14 protein-coding genes are annotated in these 22,868 nt (G+C 58.4%); 13 read left to right on the top strand and 1 reads right to left on the bottom strand.

The features are described 5' to 3' along the window. The first annotated feature begins 496 nt into the window (after window positions 1–496). The 12 genes from EV643_RS42605 (at window position 497) to EV643_RS42550 (ending at window position 19,506) form a co-directional block, all read left to right on the top strand. A complete protein-coding gene (locus tag EV643_RS42605; RefSeq protein WP_133805935.1) occupies window positions 497–1,099 on the top strand; it encodes a hypothetical protein in 603 nt (200 codons plus the stop codon). A gap of 249 nt (window positions 1,100–1,348) precedes the next feature. Next, a complete protein-coding gene (locus EV643_RS42600) occupies window positions 1,349–1,570 on the top strand; it encodes a hypothetical protein (protein ID WP_133805934.1) in 222 nt (73 codons plus the stop codon). After that, on the top strand, window positions 1,551–2,069 hold the full coding sequence (locus EV643_RS42595) for a DUF6879 family protein (protein WP_133805933.1): 519 nt from the start codon (window positions 1,551–1,553) through the stop codon (window positions 2,067–2,069). Before EV643_RS42600 ends, EV643_RS42595 begins: the two co-directional genes overlap by 20 nt. Then, window positions 2,050–2,898, top strand: coding sequence for a helix-turn-helix domain-containing protein (locus EV643_RS42590; RefSeq protein WP_133805932.1), 849 nt, complete (start codon window positions 2,050–2,052; stop codon window positions 2,896–2,898). Before EV643_RS42595 ends, EV643_RS42590 begins: the two co-directional genes overlap by 20 nt. Window positions 2,899–2,953: 55 nt before the next feature. Further along, window positions 2,954–3,361, top strand: coding sequence for a hypothetical protein (locus EV643_RS42585; protein ID WP_133805931.1), 408 nt, complete (start codon window positions 2,954–2,956; stop codon window positions 3,359–3,361). Window positions 3,362–3,713: 352 nt separating this feature from the next. Further along, window positions 3,714–10,733, top strand: coding sequence for a PA14 domain-containing protein (locus EV643_RS42580; RefSeq protein WP_133805930.1), 7,020 nt, complete (start codon window positions 3,714–3,716; stop codon window positions 10,731–10,733). A gap of 1 nt (window position 10,734) precedes the next feature. Further along, window positions 10,735–11,217 carry a hypothetical protein gene (locus EV643_RS42575; protein WP_133805929.1) on the top strand — a complete coding sequence of 161 codons (483 nt, stop codon included), beginning with the start codon at window positions 10,735–10,737 and terminating at the stop codon, window positions 11,215–11,217. A 214-nt stretch (window positions 11,218–11,431) separates the two neighbouring features. Beyond that, window positions 11,432–12,463, top strand: coding sequence for a hypothetical protein (locus EV643_RS42570; RefSeq protein ID WP_133805928.1), 1,032 nt, complete (start codon window positions 11,432–11,434; stop codon window positions 12,461–12,463). A 269-nt stretch (window positions 12,464–12,732) separates the two neighbouring features. Further along, a complete protein-coding gene (locus EV643_RS42565) occupies window positions 12,733–15,360 on the top strand; it encodes a type I restriction endonuclease subunit R (protein WP_202870052.1) in 2,628 nt (875 codons plus the stop codon). After that, the gene (locus EV643_RS42560; protein WP_133805926.1) at window positions 15,357–16,775 is read left to right on the top strand and encodes a class I SAM-dependent DNA methyltransferase; all 1,419 of its coding nucleotides are present in this window, start codon (window positions 15,357–15,359) and stop codon (window positions 16,773–16,775) included. The genes EV643_RS42565 and EV643_RS42560 overlap by 4 nt, the downstream gene beginning before the upstream one ends. Further along, on the top strand, window positions 16,772–18,034 hold the full coding sequence (locus EV643_RS42555) for a restriction endonuclease subunit S (RefSeq protein ID WP_133805925.1): 1,263 nt from the start codon (window positions 16,772–16,774) through the stop codon (window positions 18,032–18,034). The genes EV643_RS42560 and EV643_RS42555 overlap by 4 nt, the downstream gene beginning before the upstream one ends. Further along, complete coding sequence (locus EV643_RS42550) at window positions 18,031–19,506, top strand: protein kinase domain-containing protein (protein WP_133805924.1); 1,476 nt, start codon at window positions 18,031–18,033, stop codon at window positions 19,504–19,506. The genes EV643_RS42555 and EV643_RS42550 overlap by 4 nt, the downstream gene beginning before the upstream one ends. A gap of 738 nt (window positions 19,507–20,244) precedes the next feature. On the opposite strand, the gene EV643_RS42545 is transcribed toward EV643_RS42550, so the two are convergent. Then, window positions 20,245–21,066: a hypothetical protein gene (locus EV643_RS42545; protein ID WP_133805923.1), complete on the bottom strand. Its 822-nt coding sequence runs from the start codon at window positions 21,064–21,066 to the stop codon at window positions 20,245–20,247. A gap of 604 nt (window positions 21,067–21,670) precedes the next feature. On the opposite strand from EV643_RS42545, the gene EV643_RS42535 reads away from it, so the two are divergent. Next, complete coding sequence (locus EV643_RS42535) at window positions 21,671–22,315, top strand: hypothetical protein (protein WP_133805921.1); 645 nt, start codon at window positions 21,671–21,673, stop codon at window positions 22,313–22,315. The last annotated feature ends 553 nt before the right edge of the window (window positions 22,316–22,868 follow it).

Raw genomic sequence — 22,868 nt, 5'->3', positions numbered from 1 at the left:
CCCGCTTCCACTACGGACATGTCGTCGGTGACTCCCGCCAAGCTCCTTAGCTCAGGACAGAGGGCTAGCCGCTTAGGATGCGCCCCCCACCCCACTAGTTTCTTGAGTTCTGCGGCTACAGACTCGGGTGATGTCATCTCTCGTACCTGCTTTCAGACAGGCACGATGGGAGAACATCGTGAGCACCACACCAGAGTAGCTGACGAGGCACTCCGACGGAATCCTTCGACCGTTCCAGGTATGCACTCGCTTCAGTTCACTAAGCCTACGCGCCCCGAACATCCGAGACACAACCAGGCGCTCACACACAATCCTCCTATTGCACGCAGCGGCGATCTCCCACTGTAGGGAATTATGCTCCTCGCTATGTATCAAGATTGAAATTTAGAACACTATATTGTAAAGTTATGATATTGCGAGGCCGGATCTCTGCGCGAGCGGGCAGGGGCCCGGCTTGGCAATCGCGCCAAGCCATAATGCAATTCGGAGGCTTGGCATGAAAATAGCAACTCCCGCCCTGGATCAGCTGACGGCTCGCGTCACATCGCAAGTCGCAGAAGGCATCTCTGCGCAGATATTCCCGGGGTTCTTAGGCAGCGATGAGAAGCCACTCATCCCTCCGATCACCCGTCAACGCATCAAAGATGGCAACATCACGACGGAACTAGTCCATCAGCTACACAGCGCCGGCCGCATCCGGGGACATGACTACATCGCGGCCCGCGAGCACAGCATGCAGCGCACCGCCCGTGAGCTGGGCATGTCGGAACTCGTGGTCGAAGCGGTGTTCAAGGTGCTGTCAGGGTTCAAGTCAGCCATCGACGAGGTCATGTCCGACACCTTGCGTCGATCCGAGGACGCAGACGTCGGGGCCGTTCTCATCGAGCTGTTTCACATCGACTATGACGACTTCGACCCAGACTTGCCCGGCAACGAGCTCGACTACAACGCTGACGACCTCCTCCCGGAGGACTGCGAGACGCCACACAATTACCTGTCGGATCTGATCCTGGACGCCGTAACGGCGCGGATCATCAAGCGGAACGGTCGCGAGCTGGTGCTCGCTTGGCTCCAGGCGCAGAACGGAGCCGATACCTGATCAGGCTGGCCCTCGCGGACAGCCCAGGGCCACCAACGCAATGATGTGTTGGTGGCCCTTTACTTGTATCTGTTTGGTTCTTGGCGGGGACCGTTCCTGCCGTCGCCGAGGAGTGGTTCGCAGCGGCTTGAGGGCCTGGCGATCAAAACTCGTCTCGCAACTTCTCGCAACACCCCTTGACCGCAACCATTCGCAAGCGGAGGGTAGTCACCGGCAACCAACCGCAACCGCCTACGAGGAGATACCAACATGCATCTCACACTGGTCGCTGGTGATCCGGAGTCGAACCCGAAGAACTCTCCGACCCTGTACAAGACGGACCGTGGCAGCTGGGTCGTCCAAGGCTGGGTGATCAACGACGCGGACGCACTCGCTACGCTCGACCTGCCCGAGGGCGAGTCCGCCGTTGAGATCCCGGATCGGATGATCCCGTTCTTCTTCCAGGAGGGTCGTGCAGGAGATAACGTCTGACGATCTGTCCGAGCTTCTGGCGTCGTTTGAGCGGTCCGCGGTCCACCTCGAGACCCGCGACGCTTACGGCACAGAGACCGAACTGCCGTACATGGCAAAGTGGGCACGGGACGTGCCAGACGACCTAGCCTGGCTTGAGGAGTGGTGCCAGGAGCTCCGGGAACATGTCCGCGCTGGCCGGAGTGTTCGGCGGGCGCGGATCGTTTCGGAACCCTTAAGCGACTACCAGCGATGGAGCTTCAGCATCGCCCACCCGATGGTCGACGCAGGCGAAGACATCCGCTGGGTGCCGCGCCGGCTGACCTCGACCATCTGCCTTCCGGGCAACGACTTCTACCTCATCGACTACCAGCAAGTCGTGTTCCTGCACTACGCCGGTTCTGGCTTGAACACAGCCTTCACGACGACGACCGACCCGGCCGTTGTCGAGATGTGCGCGGCGGCATTCGAGCAGGTCTGGGCGCTCGCTATCCGGCACAGTGAGTACCAGCCCGTCTGACGCCGCCCGGAAGGCGCAGCAAGCACTCGGCCTTCGGCTGCGGGAACTGCGTAAGGACGCCGGTCTGTCCGGTCGCGAACTCGCGGCCGCGACAGGCTGGCACTTTACGCGTGTCAGCAAGATCGAGAACGGCGTCCAAGCGCCAACCGACTCGGACATCCGCATCTGGTGCGCGGTGTGCTCGGCCGAGGATCAGGTGACTGATCTGATCGCGCAGGCGCGGGTGGTCGAGTCGATGTACGTGGAGTTCAAGCGCCGAACGCGCGCCGGCATGAAGCAGCTTCTCCAGGCTGGCGGCGATCTGTACGAGCGGACGGAGCGTTTCCGGATCTACGAGCACAACGTCATCCCCGGTCTGTTCCAGACAGCCGAGTACGCCACCGAGCTGCTGAGTTTCTGGATCGACTTCCTGGAGACGCGCAACGACATCGAGGCCGCGGTGGCTGCCCGGATGGAACGCCAGGCTCTCTTGTACCGAGGCACCAAGACATTCTCGGTCGTGCTTGAGGAAGCCGCCATCCGCACTCAGTTCGGCACGCCCGAGACGATGGCTGGCCAGCTGGACCGCTTGTTGTCGGTCATGACGCTGCCCAACATCTCCTTCGGGATCGTGCCAATGATGGTGCAGCGTCGGGCAGTGGGTTCGACTGGCTTCTGGATCTTCGACGACACACTCGTGGCACTTGAGACTCCGACCGCCAGTATCGATGTGAGCCAGCCCCAAGAGATTGCCCTCTATGAGCGGATGTTCGAGCAGCTGCGCCAGCCGGCGATCTACGGCCGCGACGCCCGCCGCCTGATCATCCGCATCCTCGACGAATTGGGGTAGCAACTGTTCGCAACAACCTGGTCGTTGCCGATAGCACCTTTGTAGCGTCGTTGGCATGACGGCAGTGATGCGCACCAGGGATGGCCAGCGCATACATACATCCGGAACCTGCCACTCGCTGCGTTGCCGATGCCGTCCCGATGAAGCCGCGCCCGTTCAGCACCCGCGGGCGTACGCGTACGTGCGCGCACACCTTCTGATGTGTACGTCCGAAGTCAATCGCACTAAGGAGCGGCTGACCCGCTTCGCCGCCGCCTCCAACCTCGAGCTGGCAGCCATCTTTGTTGAAGAGGACACCCGGTCGCCGGCTGCCTTCGGTCGCCTGCTTGACGCTGTCATCCGCGATCAGGTCGAGGTGGTGCTCCTGCCGAGCATGCTGCACCTGATCGTCCTTGGGGATCCCGGGCACATCAAGGACTACTTCGAGGCCGCAACAGGCGCCCGGGTCGTCACGATGCCTTGAGGGTGTCTCCACAGTCCGGCGAGGCGGTGCCTTGATCCCTGCATCAGGTGCCGCCTCGCCGTTCCATGCAACCGGACCGACTGTTGGACCATTTCATAAATATTTCATCTTGGCTTGCCGATGCAGAAAACTATTGCATCGTGCAGAATCCCAATGCTTAAATGCTTATGGAGCTTATCTATAACTTCAAAGGGTCAAAGCAGTGCGCAGGAAATACCGACGTCTAGTTCGCAGGACCGTCACCAAGCCGCTGGTGGCGTTCAATTTTGCCCGGGAAGGAATCCAAAGAGCCGCGAAGGAAGGCCAAACGCTCTTTCGGAGTCTGCCCACCAAAAACGCAATATACACCCTCATGATCGGTGTCCTGTCACTCAATATTCTCGCCTCAGGTCTTCCGTACCTAATCGATGCCTACAATCAGCAACAGGCCCGCATCCCCAAGCCATTGGCCAGCGAAACACAGCCCTCCACCGCCCCGGCAGCCGACGCCGTCCTATCGGACGACAAAGCCGCACTGCTTCCGCCAGATATTCAGGCCCAACTGGATGCCGACAGGAAGCTAATGGTCGACGGGAAGCCCCGCAACAGCGCCCATGTTCAGAAGCTCGATGAAGGTCGCACCGCCAATGACCGCGTCTGGCTCAACGCCGATGGCACCAAATCGGTCGAGCACAGCGTAGTGCCCACTAGCTACCAGGAAAATGGGCAATGGAAGGACGTCGACCCTACATTGGTGCAAGACCAGGCCACTGGCAAATGGGAGACCAAGGCCAATAGTTGGCAGGCTCGCTTTGGTACGGTATCGGCGACAACAGGTATCGAGCTGGTCAAAGGCAGCCAAACCCTAACCTTCAAGCCCGTGGACGTAAGCAACGTTGAGCCTGTTATCAGTGGTGATGCTCCGAATCAGATAGTAAAGTACCGCAACGTCTGGCAAGGCATCGATTTGGTCTATCGGCTGGACGGTATCGAGCTTAAAGAGAGCATCGTAATCAAGAGCCGCGCCGCCGCCAATACCTTCAGCTTTGATCTGTCTGGCGCCAACCTCACACCCGATCCACAGTCCCCCGGCGCCTTCAAGTTGGATGGTGAGCTCAGCGGCTTCCGATTAGCCGCTCCGACCATTGCGACTGCCACCGAAGGCATTATTGGCGCTCAGCCGCTTGTGCACCAAGAGCTCAAAGGTAGCCGCTTGATCGTGACGCTCGACCAGGACTGGATGACCAAACAGACGACCGACAAATTCCCATTAGTGATAGACCCGTCGTTCTGGAGCTACTCCGACACTGCGCTGTACCAAAACTATCAGTGGAACGGTTCCTCTGTTTACACCTGCTACGCCGGGCAGGGTTGTGGCAACTCCACTGGCAACTCAAGCGGAAATTACTGGCGGTTTGTGTTCCACGCCGACTACCCGCAACTTTCCGGCTACTACGTGGTCGGTGCGGCCGTCCACTTAGAGATGCCCGCTTACGATGGCATCCATTTTTACGGCACGTATGATCCGCGCTGGGTCACCATCAACCGCGCCTCCTGCCTAGGCTGGAACTGTGCCGATACGAGCTACGGGACCACCACTGGTCTTATCTCCAGCTCCGCCAACATCGACGCCACGTCCCAGTATCAAAAGCTCGTGGAGAACGGCGACTTTGGCGGCTGGATGATAATACGAGGCGAAGAAGTGCCAGGCTACGGCACCTACAAGATGTTTGCCTACAACCAGACTCGGGTGTGGTTCGACTACGAGAGGCTGCCAACCGCGAGTATTTGGGCAGCTGGTCCGGCTAACGGCGGCGTCTCGGTGACAACCCAGCCATCATTCAAGACAACCACCTCAACCGACGTGGACGGCCCTGGCCCGATTCAGTACCGCTACCAGATCGGCACCGCCAAGACCGGGACAGCAGCCGCAACGAACTCCAGCAGTAATGGCACTACCTCGAGTATCGGTGGCATCGTGGCAGACTCCTATAACCTCTCGACGCCACAATGGACGGTGCCAGATAACGTTCTTCAAGACGGCACTACGTACTATTGGCAAGCCATGGCTTGGGATAGCCTCAACGGCGCGGCCTACTCGTACAGTCCCGTTTACTCATTCAAAGTCGACTTGCGTAACGGCAAAGATGCCACGCAGGCCTTCGATACCGTCGGGCCCGTCAGTGTCGATCTCGCCACCGGCAACCTGACAACCAGCGCCAACAGCCATTCCATCTCGGCCCTTGGTGGTAGCTTGGGCGTCAGCCTGGACTACAACTCACCGCAGCAGTCGCGTCAGGGCTTGGTTGCGGAGTACTTCAACAATACGGCCCAGACCACCGGCACCCTCCCGGCCGATAGCGACGTCGGCGCCATCACGCGCATTGAGCCCAATGTCGAATACAACTGGGGCAGCGGCTCGCCGTATACCGGTGTCATCACTACCGACTGGTACCAAGCTCGCTGGACGGGTTACTACACGGCACCAGTTACTGGGACATACTCGTTTGGCGGAGCCAACGACGACCTCATGTCCGTCACCGTCAACGGCACGACCGTCTACAGCAACACTTGCTATACCGGCATCTGCTATGGCTCCACCATCGGCCTGACGGCCGGCCAGATCGTGCCCATCAAGATTCTGTTCAGCGAATACAACGGCGGAGCTAAAGCCTCAGCCTACGTAAAGGGGCCGGTTGCGGAACAGGTAATACCGGCCACCTCACTGCAAACCGGCGTTCGTCCCGTTGCCACCCCTCACGGCCTGGTCGGTCGCTACTACACCGGCAGTACTCTGCCATCGAGCGATACCGACATCACCAACCAGTTCCTATCCCGCACGGACACCACCCCCTCAATGGAGTGGGCGTCTGGCTCTCCAGTACCAAACGGCCCAGCCGATAACTTTGTGGTCCGTTGGAAGGGCTACTTCAAGGCCCCTCAGGCCGGCAGCTACAAGTTTGGTGGACGCGGCGATGACGGTGTAAAAGTCATAGTTAATGGCAATACCCAGATAGACACCTGGTCTTCGGGTGCTACCTACAGCCCCACTTGGGCCGCCAGTGGCATCACCATGACGGCGGGTCAAACCCTACCAATCACGGTCGAATACAAGGAGCTAACCGGCGGCGCTGGACTCGGTCTCTACGTCGACGGCCCCGGCATAGACAAGGCAATCCCGGTTCCAAGCAACTGGCTTCTGCCCCAGGCCCAGGTACTGCCGGACGGCTGGAACCTTGGCGTCGATGCCGACGGCGACCTCGGCTACGACTTCGCCGTCATCGGCCAAAACAGCGTGGTGCTCAACGACTCCACTGGCCAAACGCACGAATACAAGTTCGCGAACGGTGGCTTCACTCCGCCCGTTAACGAGAGCGGCCAACTGGTCCGTAATGGCGATGGTTCCGTTACCCTCCAAGACTCGGACGGTCGCACCTACATCTTTAACTCCGATGGGACACTCAGGCTCAGCTCCGTCCCCATGGACGACCGGCAACCTGCCGCTCTTCAGTACGCATACGGAGGCTCTCCGAGCCGCCTCACCCAGATCACGGATGGTGTCACCTCTGCCCGCTGGGCCAAGCTCCACTACTCAGGCGACAGCGGCTTTAGTTGCCCAGCGGCCAGCGGCTTCAATAGCTCGCCAACCACTGGTCTGCTCTGCCAAGTTGAAACCTCAGACGGCCAGCTGACGAACTTCTATTACTCGACCGACAACCGTTTGGCCCGGATCGTCCATCCCGGCGATGAAATTACCGACTATGGCTACGACAGCCTCGGCCGCATAATCTCGCTGCGCGATTCGCTGGCCAATGACGCCATTGCGGCTGGCGTCCGCACTCAAGACGCCACGGTCTTAAGTGAGATTACCTATGACGCCATCGGCCGAGCCTCCAGCGTCACGACGCCGGCTGCAACGACCGGGGCCACCCGCCAGGCTCACTCCTATGGATACACGTTGACCGGAGCCACAACCGCGCTCAACCGCTACTATGCCAGCTCTACCACCGACCACACGAGCAACACGTACGCTCACAATGCCGGTTACACCTATGAGTTTGGCCTGGGCTACGTCTACGCCACACAGGCGCCCGGCACTGTGCCGATATATAGCTGCCTGTACCAAAACGACAGATACACCTTTACCGCCTCTAACTGTAATGGTGGCACACTCGTCAATCTCATTGGCTACATCTATTCGTCGCAACCATCTGGCATAGCCACTCTGCCACTCAAACGGTGCTACTTCAGCGCCACCGACTACTTCGATTCCAACAACGCGGCCTGTCCGGGCGCCAACCCCGACATTTTGTTGGGCTATATGCTCGCGGCGCCCCAGGGGTACGGCACCAGCCAAGTTCATGTCACAGGCGCTACCGAACCCAACGGCTTTACCCGCCAGATCGCCTATGACGGCACCTACCGAACTATTGAAGACCGTGACGTCGCCAACCTTGCCACTACCACCGAGTGGCACGCCACCAAAGACCAAGTACTGTCATCTACTGATCCCACCGGCCTCAAGTCCACCACTATCTACGACGAGGACGACCGCCCCACCGACCAATACGGCCCGGCCCCGGCTGCATGGTATGGCTCTGACCGCAAGCCGCTAACCGCCAATGTCGCCAGTACTCCCCACACCCAAACCGGCTACGACGAGAGCATCGTCAGCCTAGCGACCTCCTATTACAACGTTGGCACCTCCTCCAACGGTTCCGGTGTCACCACCAAGGTTCTCGAAGGTGCCCCCAGGCTTCACGCCACCGGCATCGGCCATTCCTCCGGAAACATCGATAAGACCTGGAACACCAGCCCGCCCATCACACCGGACAGCGGCAAGGGTTGGGGCGCTCGTCTCACCGGCTCCATTAAATTCACCGCCACCGGTAACCACAGCTTCCGGATCTGGAGTGATGACGGAGCTCGAATGTGGATCGATGACCAGCTGGCTATCGACGACTGGGTCGACGGTGTCGGTCGCTTCCACCCAGCCAACACCGTGTCCAACGGAGTCTTCAACAACCCAACCGCCAACTCATGGCACCGCATCCGTATCGACTACTACGACAAGGCGGGCGACACCGATGCGAACTTAGGCCTCAACATGACGCCTCCTGGCGGCTCCGAAACTAGCGCCCTCGGTTCGATCCTGACCCCTCGCTACGGCCTCGCCACCAGCCAGAAGACCTTCGACTCCAGCTCGGCAGTCGGCGATGTCATGGCCACCACCAACTACGGCACCAACGCCGAGCTCGGCCTGGCCCAATCCAGCACCCTCGACGCTACGGGCCTCAACTACACCAGCTCCTCCACCTACGAGACCCCCGGCACCGGCAGCTACCTCCGCCAGACCTCCAAGACCCTCCCCGGCGGCACGACCACCAACTACGACTACTACACCGGCACCGAGACGGCCGACAATCCCTGCACCACTGGCACCACCGAGGCCTACAAGCAAGCTGGCATGCTCAAACTCAAAACGGAAGCTGACCCAGATGGGGGAGGTAGCCAAACCGGCCGCACCACCGAGACCATCTACGACGATGCCGGCCGGGTCGTAGCCACCCGCTACAACTCCGACTCCTGGACCTGCACCACCTACGACACCCGCGGCCGCGTCACCACCGTAGCGATCCCGGCCTTCAACGGCGCCCCTGCTCGCACCGTCACCAACAACTGGTCCGTGAGCGGCAACCCGCTCGTCGTCAGCTCAACCGACTCCGCTGGCACCATCTCCACCACCTCCGACCTCCTCGGCCGCACCACTAGCTACACCGATGCCCACGGCAACACCACAACCACCAACTACGACACCCTCGGCCGCCTCTCCAGCCGCTCCGGCCCCCTCGGCTCAGAAGAGTTCGTCTACGACAACCTCAACCGTCTCACTAGCCAAAAGCTCGACACCGTCGTCATCGCCACCCCTAGCTACGACTCCTACGGCCGCTTGCAACAAGTCACCTACCCGACAGCCGGTCAGCAAAAGCTCGTCATCTCTCGTGACACCCTCGGCCGCACCACTGGCATGGACTACACCCTCGGTAACGGCACCACCCACCTCACCGACGCCGTCACCCGTAGCCAGTCCGGCCAGATCATCTCCGGCACGGAGCTTGGCACCAGCAAGTCCTACACGTACGACAAAGCTGGCCGTCTCACCGCGGCGACCATCGGGGCCAACAGCTACAGCTACGCCTTCGGCACACCCGGCAGCTGCACAGGCACCTACAACGCCAACGCCGGCAAGAACTCCAACCGCACCAGCCAAACCATCAACGCTGCAACTACTGCCTACTGCTATGACGATGCCGATCGTCTCGTCTCATCTAGCGACGCCAAAGTCGATGCTCCGGTCTATGACTCCCACGGCAACACCACGCAGCTCGGTACTAGCCCCGTCACTCAGTTCGCCTACGACTCCAGTGACCGCAACACGAGCATCACCGAGGGCTCGAAGTCCGTCACCTACACCCGCGACGTCCAAAGCCGTGTCATGACGCGCACGCTGGTTAACGGCTCCACCACCACGAACAAGTATGGCTTTACGGGTAGCGGTGACACCCCAGAGCTGCTACTAGACAACTCCGGTACTGTCCTCGAGCGCTACCTTTCGCTACCTGGAGGCACCCTCCTCACCAAGCGCTCCGCCAGCTCTGTGTTTTCCCTTGTAAACGTCCATGGCGACGTCCTAGGTACTACAGACGCCACCGGAGCTCAGACGGGTACCTTCACCTACGACCCGTTTGGCAACCCAGTAGCCGCCAGCCCTGACAATACAGCCACTGGCTCAACCTACGGCTGGGTCGGCCAGCACGAGAAAGACACCGAGACAGCCTTCGCCCTCGCTCCAACCCAAATGGGTGCTCGGGTCTATGTAGCCTCTCTTGGGCGCTTCCTCTCTGTTGACCCTGTGGAGGGTGGCGTTGAGAACAATTATGTCTATCCTCCGGACCCAGTGAACGGCTTTGACTTGGATGGAAATGCGCTAATGATCCCTTACTGGGGTCTGAAGAAGATAAACAGTATGAGTCCAACAGATGCTTGGAATAACCTCACTGGCAAGAATAAGTCTCACTTCGACAGGGCTGCAGGCGGGCTTGTTCTTGCGGGTCTCGTGGCGACACCCTGGGGTGGGGGCATCGCAGGTGCGAAACTAGCCAGCAAAGCAGGGCTTCTGAGAAATGGCAACAACATACTTCGAATCGGACGAACAGCACCTGGGAAGCCATTCAGGGTAGCCGTAGGACCCGACCCGAAGTACTATGGAAATGGCAAGACTGGAAGCAGAATTCCGTTCCACATTCATCTCGAAAAGGCCAAGGGTGGTATTCAGTACAAAACGAAGAACGGATGGACGTCAAAACGATTATGGGGCAAGTGGCGTGAATAACATGGACATAACCGAAGCGCAGAAGCAACTAGAGTCAGTTCTAGCTCAGCACAATGCTGAAGCGGAAATACTCAGTCAAGGCGACGATGCCAAGATTTACAAACTCTCCTCGAAAGATACTGAGTTAGAGATTATTCTAAACCCTAAATGGATCGGATACGATCTTGTGATCAAAAAGCCTGTCGATGGTCACAAAATTGGTACTTCTGAGGATACTGACAATTACCCGCTCACTGGTGAGTATGCTGAGGTTGCTCGCATGGTTCTTACGCACGTCTTAGAATGCCTCAAGGGTTTACTCATGGGTCGTATTCTCATCGGGCACGAAGGGGAACAACCCATACTGGTAATCCCAACGTCTGAAGATACCTATTTGGTTAAGCGATTCCAGTTTAGGAAGAAGTGGTGGCAGCTGTTTGATAGTTCCGAGTCAAAGGAGGTCCGCAAAGACCAGCTCCCAAAGGGTCTAGTCCCACTCGAGTAACGACCCTCCTCGGCCGCATCACTAGTTACACCCGACGCCCGCGGCAACACCACGACCATTCTCCCGCGAGATGGCGAATTGGCTCTCCAGCTAGCGAACCCAAGCTCTTTCCCGTTATAATTTCCACTAGATGACGCACAGAGCACAACGAAAGCAATCTCTGTCTACATGGTGGAGTATTTACCTTGGCATAGCTGGGCTTACCCTCTTGTCCTTGCTCTTCGTGTCAAACTTCCCCAATCCGCTCGGATCCGGAACGATCTCCCTGTTGGAATACACAGTGCGCGCGGGCAATTTGTTACTGGTCGCATTAACGGTAGTGCCACTGGCGATAGCAATAGTCCTCGACCTGAGATCGAATAGGGCCAGGCTAAAGCCATTCGTACTCACCCTTACACTTGCCGCGATCATCGGATACAGCTACGCCATTGCAGTGTTTGGCGACACCGGAATTTATGATCAAAATCTTCCTGAAGATATAGCGAGCGTACTCCAGCCTGTCTTCTTCTGGATTATCTCGCCGTTGTACATACTCGTCACGGTAGGGAGCTCTCTCGGTGCCTTAGCGAGATTAAGTCGCCGCGATCAACACCCAGGCTGGGTGGTAAAGCTGCGGGACACTCTCTTCCCTCGTTTTAGCGAGATTAATTACGTAATTCTGTTTTGCTGCACGGCCCTGCTACTAATCCTCGAGCCAACGTTACTGGAAGAGGCGTTAGGCACCGACCTACGAGTCCTGATTTTTATCGGCGTAAGTATCTACCTCTTCATCCGCATGCTAACGAAGAGCAAGTTTGGGCATGATGCAAAGATGTGGATCTCGTTTCTCTATTATGCGTTTTTGGGGTGGCTCTCTTTCGCCAGTATACTTACGCAGCTTGAGCACCAAGACATTGGCTCAAATGTACTTCATCAGCTAAACCTCGTTCTGATGATCGCTATGCTTGTAGTGTCGATTACGCGCTTTGTTACCGCCGCCATCATCTTCCGGATAGATGACGGGCGAATTGGCAAAGTGATGACAGAGCGCTTTAGTGACGTCCAGCACGATTGGACTGAGTTCTTGTTCGTTGGGGCCTCAGTTGTAATGGCTATGTTCTATCTGCGAAGTCACTATGGGGGCAGCGAGACCCTATTGCTCCTGACCTTCGCTTACGCAACATTCATGCATGCAGTCATATTCAAGCGGTTGCCACGTCTGGTTCTCTCCCTGCGAAAACCAGGCGCTCGTTATCCGCTGAACTAGCAGCGACTGGCTGGAGACCGAATTGCCACATTGACTGCGTAACACGGCTAATGCTACAAAGTGGATGATAGTCGGGGTGGAGTTGGGGAGTTTGTTCCTCGCTGGGTGCTGCAGGTGCCGACACGGCGGCTATCGGAAGCGGGCTACCAGCCCGCTTCTCTGATGCTTGCCGCTTGTGCCGTTCCCCAGTAACATGAGGAGGCTAGCTAAGGGGTGGAATGGCTACAGAGCTTGAACGACACACAAGGAAGCAACGAATCGACCCTCGCTTGAAAGCTGCGGGCTGGTCGATCGTTCCGTTCCGCGGCACCGATACGCATCCATACAAGCGTGTGGCCTTTGAGGAGTTCCCGACCAGCAACGGACCGGCCGACTACGCGCTCTGTAACGGTGACCAGGTCTGCGGGGTCGTTGAGGCGAAGAAGGTAACGCTAGGCCCCCAAGGCGTGCTCGTCCAGGCCGAGCGCTACTCAAAGGGCATTGGCCAGCTACCGAAATACCAGGATGAATTTGCAGTCCCGTTCCTATATTCCACGAACGGTGAGGTGACCTGGTTCCACGACGTCCGACATGAACTCAACCGGTCGCGGCGGGTTTCCGGTTTCCATACGCCCGCTGCGCTGGATGAGATGCTTACTCGCGACTTCGACTCGGAGATTGAGGCTCTCGCAACCATCCCGCAGAACATTCGGATGCGGCCGTACCAAGTCGAGGCCAACACTGCTATCGAGCAGGCAATCCAGGATCGCAAGCGCAAGATGCTTGTCGCAATGGCCACCGGCACCGGCAAGACGCTGACAATGGTGAACGAGGTCTATCGGCTCATGAAGTCCGGTGCTGCTCGCCGTGTCCTATTCTTGGTCGACCGTAAGGCGCTCGCGGCGCAGGCCGTGCGCGCCTTCGCGTCGTTTGAGGCCGAGCCCGGCTTGAAGTTCGACAAGATCTACCCGGTCTATTCCCAGCGCTTCCAGAAGTCCGACTTGGACGAGGGCAGCACCTGGGACCCCAACGTCATGCCCAACTCGATGTTGACCGCTCCCAAGCTTGGTGACGCCTTCGTTTATGTCTGCACGATCCAGCGAATGGCGATGAACCTGTTGGGAGGAGAAGGCGCCATCGCCCTCGGCGACGAGACGGTTGACGCCGATGTCGAGCAGCTCAACATTCCCATCCACGCCTTTGACCTGATCATCGCCGACGAGTGCCACCGCGGGTACTCCGCGAAGGACATGTCAGTGTGGCGGACAACGCTCGATCACTTTGACGCCGTCAAGGTCGGCTTGACCGCCACGCCGGCGGCCCACACGGTGGCGTACTTCGAGAACCTGGTGTTCCGCTACGAGTACGACCGCGCCGTGCGTGAAGGGCACCTGGTCGACTATGACGTCGTTCGGGTCCGCTCGAACGTGCGCATGAACGGTGTATTCCTCGGGGAGGGCGAGCAGGTTGACCAAGTCGACCCCGAAACCGGTACCCGACAGCTCGACCTCTTGGAGGATGAGCGCAGCTTTGACGCCACCGAAGTTGAGCGCAAGATCACCGCGCCAGACTCCAACCGCAAGATCATCGAGGAGCTCAAGGCATTCGCGGACGAGCACGAGCGGCAGTATGGCCGCCTCCCCAAGATGCTCATCTTCGCCGCCAACGACCTGCCCCACACCTCCCACGCCGACCAGCTTGTGGACTTGGCACGCGACATCTTCGGACGCGGCAATTCGTTCGTTGCCAAGATCACCGGACGGGTCGACCGGCCGCTGCAGCGCATCCGCGAGTTTCGTAACCGCCCCAATCCCGGGGTGGTCGTTACAGTCGACCTGCTTACGACCGGCGTTGATATCCCCGACCTCGAATACATCGTCTTCCTGCGCCCGGTGAAATCCCGCATCCTGTTTGAGCAGATGCTCGGCCGGGGCACGCGCAAGGGCGACAAGTACCCGGACAAGTCACACTTCGTGGTCTTCGATTGCTTCGACGGCACGCTCTTCGAGTACTTCCGCAAGACGACCGGCATGACGATCGAGCCACCTGAGGTTGACGGCAAAAGCATCGCGCAGATCATCGAAGAGATCTGGCAGAACAAGGACCGCGCCTACAACACCCGCCGGCTCACCAAACGCCTCCAGCGCATCGACAAGCAGATGTCCGGTGACGCCCGTGAACTATTCACCCGCTTCATCCCGGGCGGCGACATTGCCGCGTTCGCCGAGGACCTCGCCGCTCTGCTGCGCCGCACCTTCTCTGACACCATGCGCATCCTGCGCGATCCTGACTTTCAGAAGCTGCTCGTCGACTACCCACGTGCCCAGCGCACCTTCCTCGTCGCCCCAGGCGTAACTGACGAGGTGTCGTCTGAGTGGCTCATCCGATCCGGCACAGGGCAGGAGTACAAGCCCAGCGAGTACCTCGAGGCCTTCGCCTCCTTCGTCCACGAGCACCAAGACCAGGTCCAGGCAATCTCGATCCTGTTGTCACGACCCAAGGACTGGGGTGCGGCGCCACTAACTGAGCTGCGTCAGGCGCTCACACAGGCGCCCGAGCACTTCACCGAGGCCAACCTCCAGCGAGCCTTCCACGCTGCGCATCACAAGGCCTTGGCTGACATCATCTCTATGGTCAAGCGCGCGGCGGTCGACACCTCCCCGCTGCTCACCGCCGAGGAGCGGGTCAACCAGGCTGTTGACCGCGTGGTCGCTGGCCGTACCCTGACCGACGCCCAGGCCACCTGGGTCGAGTACATCCGGCAACACCTCGTCGCCAACCTCTCTATCGAGCGCGACGACTTCGAGGCCATCCCGGTACTGTCCGACCATGGCGGCTGGGGACGAGCCAACAGAGTGTTCGAGGGACAGCTCGCCGAACTGATCAACGAACTAAACGAGGAGCTTGTAGCAGCGTGACGGATGTTGTTGGAAAACTATGGGGGTTCTGCCACGTTCTACGCCACGACGGCGTGGACTACGGCGACTACATCGAGCAGCTGACCTACTTGCTCTTCATCAAAATGGCCGACGAGCGCGGTATCGAGCTTCCTGAGGACACCGACTGGCCCTTCCTCCGCAAGCAGAGCGGGACAGACCTGCTCGACGCGTACGTCGAAGCACTGCGCACCCTGGGCAAACAGCACGGCATTCTCGGAGACATCTTCAGCGGAGCGCAGAGCCGGTTCGGCAATCCGGTCAATCTGCACAAGCTCATCGGCATTATCGACGAGACCGAGTGGACGTCGCTTGATGTCGACGTGAAGGCCGCTGCCTTCGAGGGTCTACTCGAGAAGGCGGCAGCTGAAGGTAAAAAGGGCGCCGGCCAGTACTTCACGCCGCGCCTGCTCATCCAGTCCATGGTGCGCTGCATCAAGCCCGATCCTCGTGCCAGTAAGGACTTCGCCATCGGTGACCCGGCCTGTGGCACAGGCGGCTTCCTGGTAGCTGCCTACGAGTGGCTGAAAGACGAGACCGGCGGCGCCTTCGACCGTGAGACCGCCTTACGCATACGCAAGAGCACGTACTTCGGTCAGGAGCTTGTCCCCCGACCACGGCGCCTAGCGCTCATGAACATGTACTTGCACCAGGTCGAGCCGCACATCACTCTTGGTGACTCCATCTATGAGGAGCCGAGCCGTCAACGCTTCGACGTGATCCTCACCAACCCTCCCTTTGGCACTAAGGGCGCCAACCAGGCGCCTGTGCGTGATGACTTCGTCGTCGCGACAAGCAACAAACAGCTCAACTTCATCCAGCACGTCCTCACAACCCTCAAGCCAGGCGGGCGCGCAGCCGTCGTTGTTCCAGACAGCGTGCTCTTCGCGGGCCAAGCTGGCGAAGTGTTCGAGGTGCTCATGCAGGACTGTGACGTACACACGGTCCTGCGCTGTCCGCGGGGCACCTTCAGCCCGTACACCGAGGGCACCAAGACCAACGTCATCTTCTTCACCAAGGGCCGACCCACCGAGCGCACTTGGATCTACGATGCCCGCGCCAACGTCCCCAAGATCACCAAGAAGAGCCGGCCCCTCGCGCTAAAACACTTCGCCGAGTTTGAGCATTGCTTCGGCGACGACCCGAACGGGCGTAGCAAGCGAGTCGAGAGCGACTCAGCCGAAGACCGCTGGCACAGCGTGACCCTTGATGAGATCAAGGGTCACCATTACAAGCTCGACGCCTTCAAGTGGCTGCGCGACGAGGAACTGGACGATCCAGAGCAGCTACCTGAGCCGGAGGAGCTCCTTACAGAAGCGATGGAGGAGCTCCAGCTCGCTCTCGACGACCTCGGAGACATCCAGCGCCTGCTCGAAGGCAACGGAGACGACGAATGAAAACTGCGGAAACCACATGGACGCGCACAACGTTGGGTGTTGCTTGCCAGATCAACCCGCCGAAGCCCAGGTTGGCTGATTGCTCAGATGACACTCCAGTGCTCTTTGTGCCCATGGCAGCCGTTGACGATGTGAGCGGCAGAGTCATGGCGCCGGAGCGCCGGATACTCGGGGAAGTACGCAGCAAATCCTACCGGACTTTCACTTCCAAGGATGTGTTGTTCGCAAAGATCACGCCATGCATGGAAAACGGCAAGTCGGCCATAGTTCCAGGCATCGATACTGGACTAGGCTTCGGTTCGACCGAATTCCATGTTCTTCGGCCGGGGCCGGACGTAGCTCCTGGGTTCATCTGGCACTTCGTGAGGCAACACAGCTTTCGGCGGACAGCTGAGAAACATATGACAGGTTCGGTTGGCCAACTGCGTGTACCCGCGGACTTCCTCCGAGAATTCCGTGTCGATCTGCCCCCGAAACATATCCAAGAGCAGATCGTCGGGGTACTAGATGCCGCCACTACTAGCAGCCGAAGTAGCCGTGACCACATCGCATCGGCGCGAAGAGCCCTACTCCGCTTCCGCCAGGCCGTTCTTTCCGCAGCTTTTCGCGAAGCCAGTACATGGGACGAGCGCAATACCGAGGTCCCGCTTGCCAGCATACTTCGCGAGCCACTCAAGAATGGGTACTCGGCTAGACCCGTTAACCATGAGACACCGTTCCGAGTCCTTACGCTTACCGCCACAACTAGTGGCTGGTTTGATGGTCGCCATTTTAAGTACACCGATGAGGAGTTCCCGCCAGAGTCGCCCTTCTGGCTGACACCTGGTGATATCGTCATCCAGCGCGGAAACACGGCCGAGTACGTTGGCGTTCCCGCCTTTTATGACGGCGATCCGGGTGAGTACCTGTACCCCGATCTTATGATTCGGGCGAGGGTGCTACCTGAGATTGACCCTCGGTTTGCTTGGTATATGCTGCTTGCGCCTCAGGCAAGAAGCTACCTCAGGGATCGTGCTACGGGGTCAGCGGGCAACATGCCGAAGATCAATCAGAAGGTGCTTATGAACCTTCCGATCCCTGTACCACCAGTCCACGTTAGGCGGCAGATTGTCGCGAAGCTCGACAAGGCACTTGCTCTCGCAAGAGACGTCAGCAACCGTATCGAGATGGCTTCCCGCAGCGCTGACCTTAGCTCGCAGGCAGTTCTGGCCAAGGCCTTCCGCGGCGAGCTCGTTCCACCGAAGGCTAGGGCTGAATGATTGACACCCAGCTCACGCTGGATCGCGCCTGGACGATCGGTGAACGGATCGGCGGCGGAGGCTTCGGCCAAGTCTACTTGGTGAACTCTGGCGAAGACGAGGCGGTCGCCAAGCTGGTCCCGAAGGCGCCGGGAGCAGATAGAGAACTGCTCTTCGTGAACCTGGCTGATGTGCGGAACGTGGTTCCGATCATTGACAGCGGCGAACACGATGACTACTGGGTCCTGATCATGCCGCGGGCCGAGACGTCGCTGCGTGAGTACTTGGACAGCGCAGGCGGCTCCCTTGACTTGCCGGATGCTATCGAGGTGCTCAAAGACGTTTGTGATGCGCTCGCGGATCTTGAAGGTCGCGTGGTACATCGCGATCTGAAGCCAGAGAACATTCTCCGGCTCAACGGGCACTGGTGTCTCGCAGACTTCGGCATCTCGCGTTATGCCGAGGCCACGACAGCGCCGGATACACAGAAGTTTGCACTTTCCCCGCCGTACGCCGCCCCCGAGAGATGGCGCAGCGAGCGGGCCACGGCGGCCACCGACATCTACGCCGTTGGTGTGCTGGCATACGAGATGCTTGCTGGTCGTCGGCCTTTCCCTGGTCCCGCCGTTGAGGAGTACCGCCACCAGCATCTTCACAGCGAGCCACCCCACCTGGAAGACACGCCGGCTGCGTTCAGCGCTCTAGTCGATGAGTGCCTCTACAAGGCTCCGGAAGCGCGGCCAGGTGCCGTGAACCTCCGTGCCCGTCTCGATCGAGTTCCTCAAGCGCCGCATTCGCCGGGTATCGCTCGGCTCGAAGATGCCAACCGCGCGGAGGTTCACCGAAAGGGTGGAGCCTCCCGTGAACAGTCTGAAGCCCGAACGGAGGCTGAGCGCCGAGCCGCGTTGGGTGACGCTGCTCAGAGAAGCTTCGAGCGCATCTCGAGCGAGTTGCGCGAAGCCATCGTGAGTGCGGCCCCATCAGCTACATCCTCAGTTTCCCGAGGCGGCAGCTGGAGTCTCCGACTCGGCCACGCAGAGCTCCGCCTGTCATCCATCACTCGTCACTCGCCAGACGAGTGGGGCGGATGGGATCCGCCCGCCTTCGACGTCGTTAGTCACGCATCGCTCAATCTGAGGATCCCCACCAATCAATATGAGTACGAGGGCCGCAGCCACTCACTATGGTTTGGGGATATCCAACAGGCAGGGAGCTACGCCTGGTTCGAAACCGCATTCATGATCTCGCCTATGATTCCACGACGCGGTCGGCAAAACCCATTCGCACTCGACCCTGGCGAGGAGGCAGCAAAAGCGGTCTGGTCTGGGATGGCGGAGTTCCAGACCGCTTGGCCATTCACCCCACTCATCGTGGGCGACCTGGGTGAGTTCGTAGATCGATGGGCCGGCTGGTTTGCTGATGCGGCTGACGGCAGGCTCAACCATCCTGGTTCGATGCCAGAGCGACAACCTGTAGGCAGCTGGAGACGGTAGCGCTCTCGATACAGTTAAGAGCCATTCATTCATAGTACTGATCAACTCGCGACCGCAGCTCAGTCATTCGCTCTTTTAATCGTGACACATTCACCACGTTGCCGATAAGACGGTCACCTCTGCGGCGGTACGTCATCATTGGGTATTTGCCTCTGAAGTGCTCCAAGTACAAACGCGCCGATCGCGTTTCCCTGTGCACTGGCGGCGTTACCGGATGGCTTGTACTGAAGTACTGATGAGTCTTCGCCCAATGAACGCGGATGTTTCGCAAATGTCCAACCGATTCGGCCATTTGCTGACTGCTCCACGTCCGGGAATACGACCGAATATCGGCCGGAAGTCGCGGGGCTTCCAGGCAATCGTATACATGATGAGCGGCGTTCAGCAGAGCTGTAAAGACGGCTTCCTCCCGGTCAACAACGGCCTGCAGCTCAGACGCTTTCATGCGGCCCTCCGGGCGAGGGAAGTCAATCAACTCAGACTCAGCAGTCTCAAAATGATGCTCCAACTGAGCCAAGGCACGATTCAGCTCATGCAGCTGGTCGGTGTTCGCGTATGGAGGTAGTTTCAGTAGATTGAGAGGCATGATGCTAGCGCTTGGGCATTCGGTTATCGTTCACCCAATAGTATTTGTGGGCGAGCATTTTGACAAGAGCCAGCATAAGTGTTTTGGCTGTCGGCGGGCAGAGGATTTCTATTGACACTACGTGGACCATCTCCACCGGCTAACTCAACCTGTCACAAACCAGGATACCGAGAGCCTTTCATCCACCGGTCATCAAACTGTGCCACATATTGAGCAGCGACCTTCGGGTCATTGATTTGATCGATCAGCGACTGAGCAAGCCCCAAGTCCTTAATGCTCGCTCCACTGGTAAACACATCCTTGCCGTCAATGATAACAAAGCGGTCGTGTGACTGTTTGGCCCCTGTCGCCGTTCGACTGTAGCCCAAAATTTCAACTGATGAGTACTGCTTAAGAAACGCGCTTACGTCGCTAGTAACGGCACTGGGCGGATTTTGTGAAGATCCGAGTAATCTCGCACTTATGCGCAACGGGGGTTCCAAGTAGGGACCTAGGATACTAAGCAAATCGATATTCTTAGTGTTCTTGTTGGCGTCAAACAGGTAATCGTCCTTGATGTCGATCGTTTTTTGAGCGCGGCTCAAGATGTTTCGGATTGCGATTCTTCCGGTAAAGAGATGGCCGGGCTGCAAGAAGACTTCTTTTGGTTCAACCTTGACGTCATGCAGATGGAGCAGTTCTGTGATTTGCTGCTTTAGTCTCCGGAGCGTGGCTCCATCCTGCGGCTCGGCATATCCATTATCACGAACTGGACTAAACTGCGTTATTGTCCGGCGCTCTTTATCGTACTTACGGTATTGAATACTGTTATGATCCGCCGCTGATTCGTAAGCGCTGCTCGCCCTCTGGGTAATTTCGCGCAGCTCTTCTACTCGCAGATAACCCTGATCCAGAAGGAGCTCTTTTTCGCTAATTTGATCAAGAAGCCTGATCAGCGCAGCATCACCCGTTATGATTGGTTGAAGATTCGCCATTATAGACAGCCCTATTTATCGCCGCCTCATTATAACCCTCCAAACACGCGACTCGACGTCATTGATCATCGGAGGGTAGACCTGAACGGGCTTGGGGCACCGTCAACGAGAGCCTTGCTTTCAATGGTCAGGCGGAGTCGAATTGCTTGCGCTTGCCGAACAGGGACCGAACATTCTATACTGTCTCCAGATAGGGGAACGGATAATGGCTTTTCTTTTAGACACCAAACTTTTAGCTGAGAACATCAAATATTTTCGGAAAAGAGAGGGCTACAGCATAAGTAAGCTAGCGTCGCTCGCTACCCTTGCACCGCACGTAATCCAGGCGCTTGAAGGGGGTGCAAGCACACCATCCACGGCCCAACTGGACCGTGTTGCTAGGGCGCTACAGGTAAAATCTGAGCAGCTGGTGTTGCCGAGACCTCCCGAGGTTGAATACTACGAGAGCTGCTAGGTCTAGTCGCGCCGTTAGGTTGACTACGTCGACCTTCGGTTCTTGCCGAAGTACCGCTCTGTACTCAACCAGCTTAAGCCGAGAAGAAGCGGACATGGTTCAGGTAAGCCAGCGACTATACTTATATGGTCACCTAGCGGAGCCAAATTCATGCAGAACTACATGCCAGAGAAAAACGCTATCGCAATGCATCTGAGTTACAGGCCAGCGCAAAACGGCCTGCACATCTACTCATCATTTGCTGCTGCACTTCGAGATGCGCGCGAGGCCACCGGGCGTAATCCGGATACGGGCGAGCTGATTAATCCCCACAGACATGGGAACTGGTTGGGGGCCATTGGATACATGATTCTGCTTGACCAGATTGGGGAATGCTTCAAGCCTCGGCCTGCCGCAGCAGTATCAGGTAATTCATTCTCTAAGGCTCTCTCCTATTTCACCAATCTGCCTGAACCTGAACGACAGGCTCTGTACGCGTTGCGGTGCTGCTTTGTTCATGACTTTGCCTTGTACAACATCAATCACCGAGATAGCTCCCTGACTCACCACTTCGAGGTTCACGCGAGTCTGGACGCTCCACTCATACATCTACCGAGGGTTCGCTGGGATGGAAATCGCTCAGCTCGAGGATCAGATACCGCTACTCGGATTAACCTCACGGCCGTTGCGGACCTAGTTGAATCAGTAGCTGGGGAGCTATTTCAACTTGCAGCTTCTGATGACCTCGAAGTAGTGCTTGCCGGCGGTTCAGACGAGCTCCTGGACCGCTATGGGCTCGAGATTAGGCCAATGTAGACCAGCCGCGGAACAGATGCGACTCCGGCGCAATTGAATTAAGCCATAATAGTACTGCGTTTCGGAGCCCGGTCCTGGGGCCGGTACTGCAGGAGGGATCTAATCTTCATCTGCCCCTAGCGGGAAGGCCCTCGGCCTCGCGCCGGGGCTCTTCTCGTTTTAGCGCCTCCGGTTCTTGCCGACATACCTCTGCTCACTTAACCATTTGCTGTAATGACTCTGGTTCACGAACTTGCGGTTTCTGGCGACAGGGGAGCCGCAGCCGCAACGGCATAGCGGACGAGCGTCTTCGGCCAGCCTCACCGTCACCTCGACAGAACCGTCACTATGTGTTAATAATTGATCCAGTTCAGTGTCGAACTGACCGTTCGAAAGATGTCCTATCAGGGGCGCCAGTGTGATGTCTCAGGACATCGCGGACGGCCGAACCCAATAGATGTGGGTTCGGCCGTCCTTCGTTTTAGCGGGTGGGGCCTGGTGGTCTGCCGGTGCCTTGGTAGCGGTGGGTTGTGTCGAGGACGAGTTCTCTGAGGAGTTCTCCGGTGGCGGCGTC

The organism is Kribbella caucasensis, from assembly GCF_004361855.1.
GTDB lineage: Bacteria > Actinomycetota > Actinomycetes > Propionibacteriales > Kribbellaceae > Kribbella > Kribbella caucasensis.
Note: the sequence above shows the minus strand (reverse complement) of the source record. Positions and strands in the feature narration are given on the sequence as shown.

Excerpts from the sequence above, each read along its gene's own strand:
- EV643_RS42545 (WP_133805923.1), bottom strand. The coding sequence starts at position 21,066 with ATGGCGAATCTTCAACCAATCATAACGGGTGATGCTGCGCTGATCAGG.
- EV643_RS42585 (WP_133805931.1), top strand. The coding sequence starts at position 2,954 with ATGACGGCAGTGATGCGCACCAGGGATGGCCAGCGCATACATACATCC.
- EV643_RS42535 (WP_133805921.1), top strand. The coding sequence starts at position 21,671 with ATGCAGAACTACATGCCAGAGAAAAACGCTATCGCAATGCATCTGAGT.
- EV643_RS42555 (WP_133805925.1), top strand. The coding sequence starts at position 16,772 with ATGAAAACTGCGGAAACCACATGGACGCGCACAACGTTGGGTGTTGCT.
- EV643_RS42575 (WP_133805929.1), top strand. The coding sequence starts at position 10,735 with ATGGACATAACCGAAGCGCAGAAGCAACTAGAGTCAGTTCTAGCTCAG.
- EV643_RS42600 (WP_133805934.1), top strand. The coding sequence starts at position 1,349 with ATGCATCTCACACTGGTCGCTGGTGATCCGGAGTCGAACCCGAAGAAC.
- EV643_RS42550 (WP_133805924.1), top strand. The coding sequence starts at position 18,031 with ATGATTGACACCCAGCTCACGCTGGATCGCGCCTGGACGATCGGTGAA.
- EV643_RS42580 (WP_133805930.1), top strand. The coding sequence starts at position 3,714 with ATGATCGGTGTCCTGTCACTCAATATTCTCGCCTCAGGTCTTCCGTAC.
- EV643_RS42605 (WP_133805935.1), top strand. The coding sequence starts at position 497 with ATGAAAATAGCAACTCCCGCCCTGGATCAGCTGACGGCTCGCGTCACA.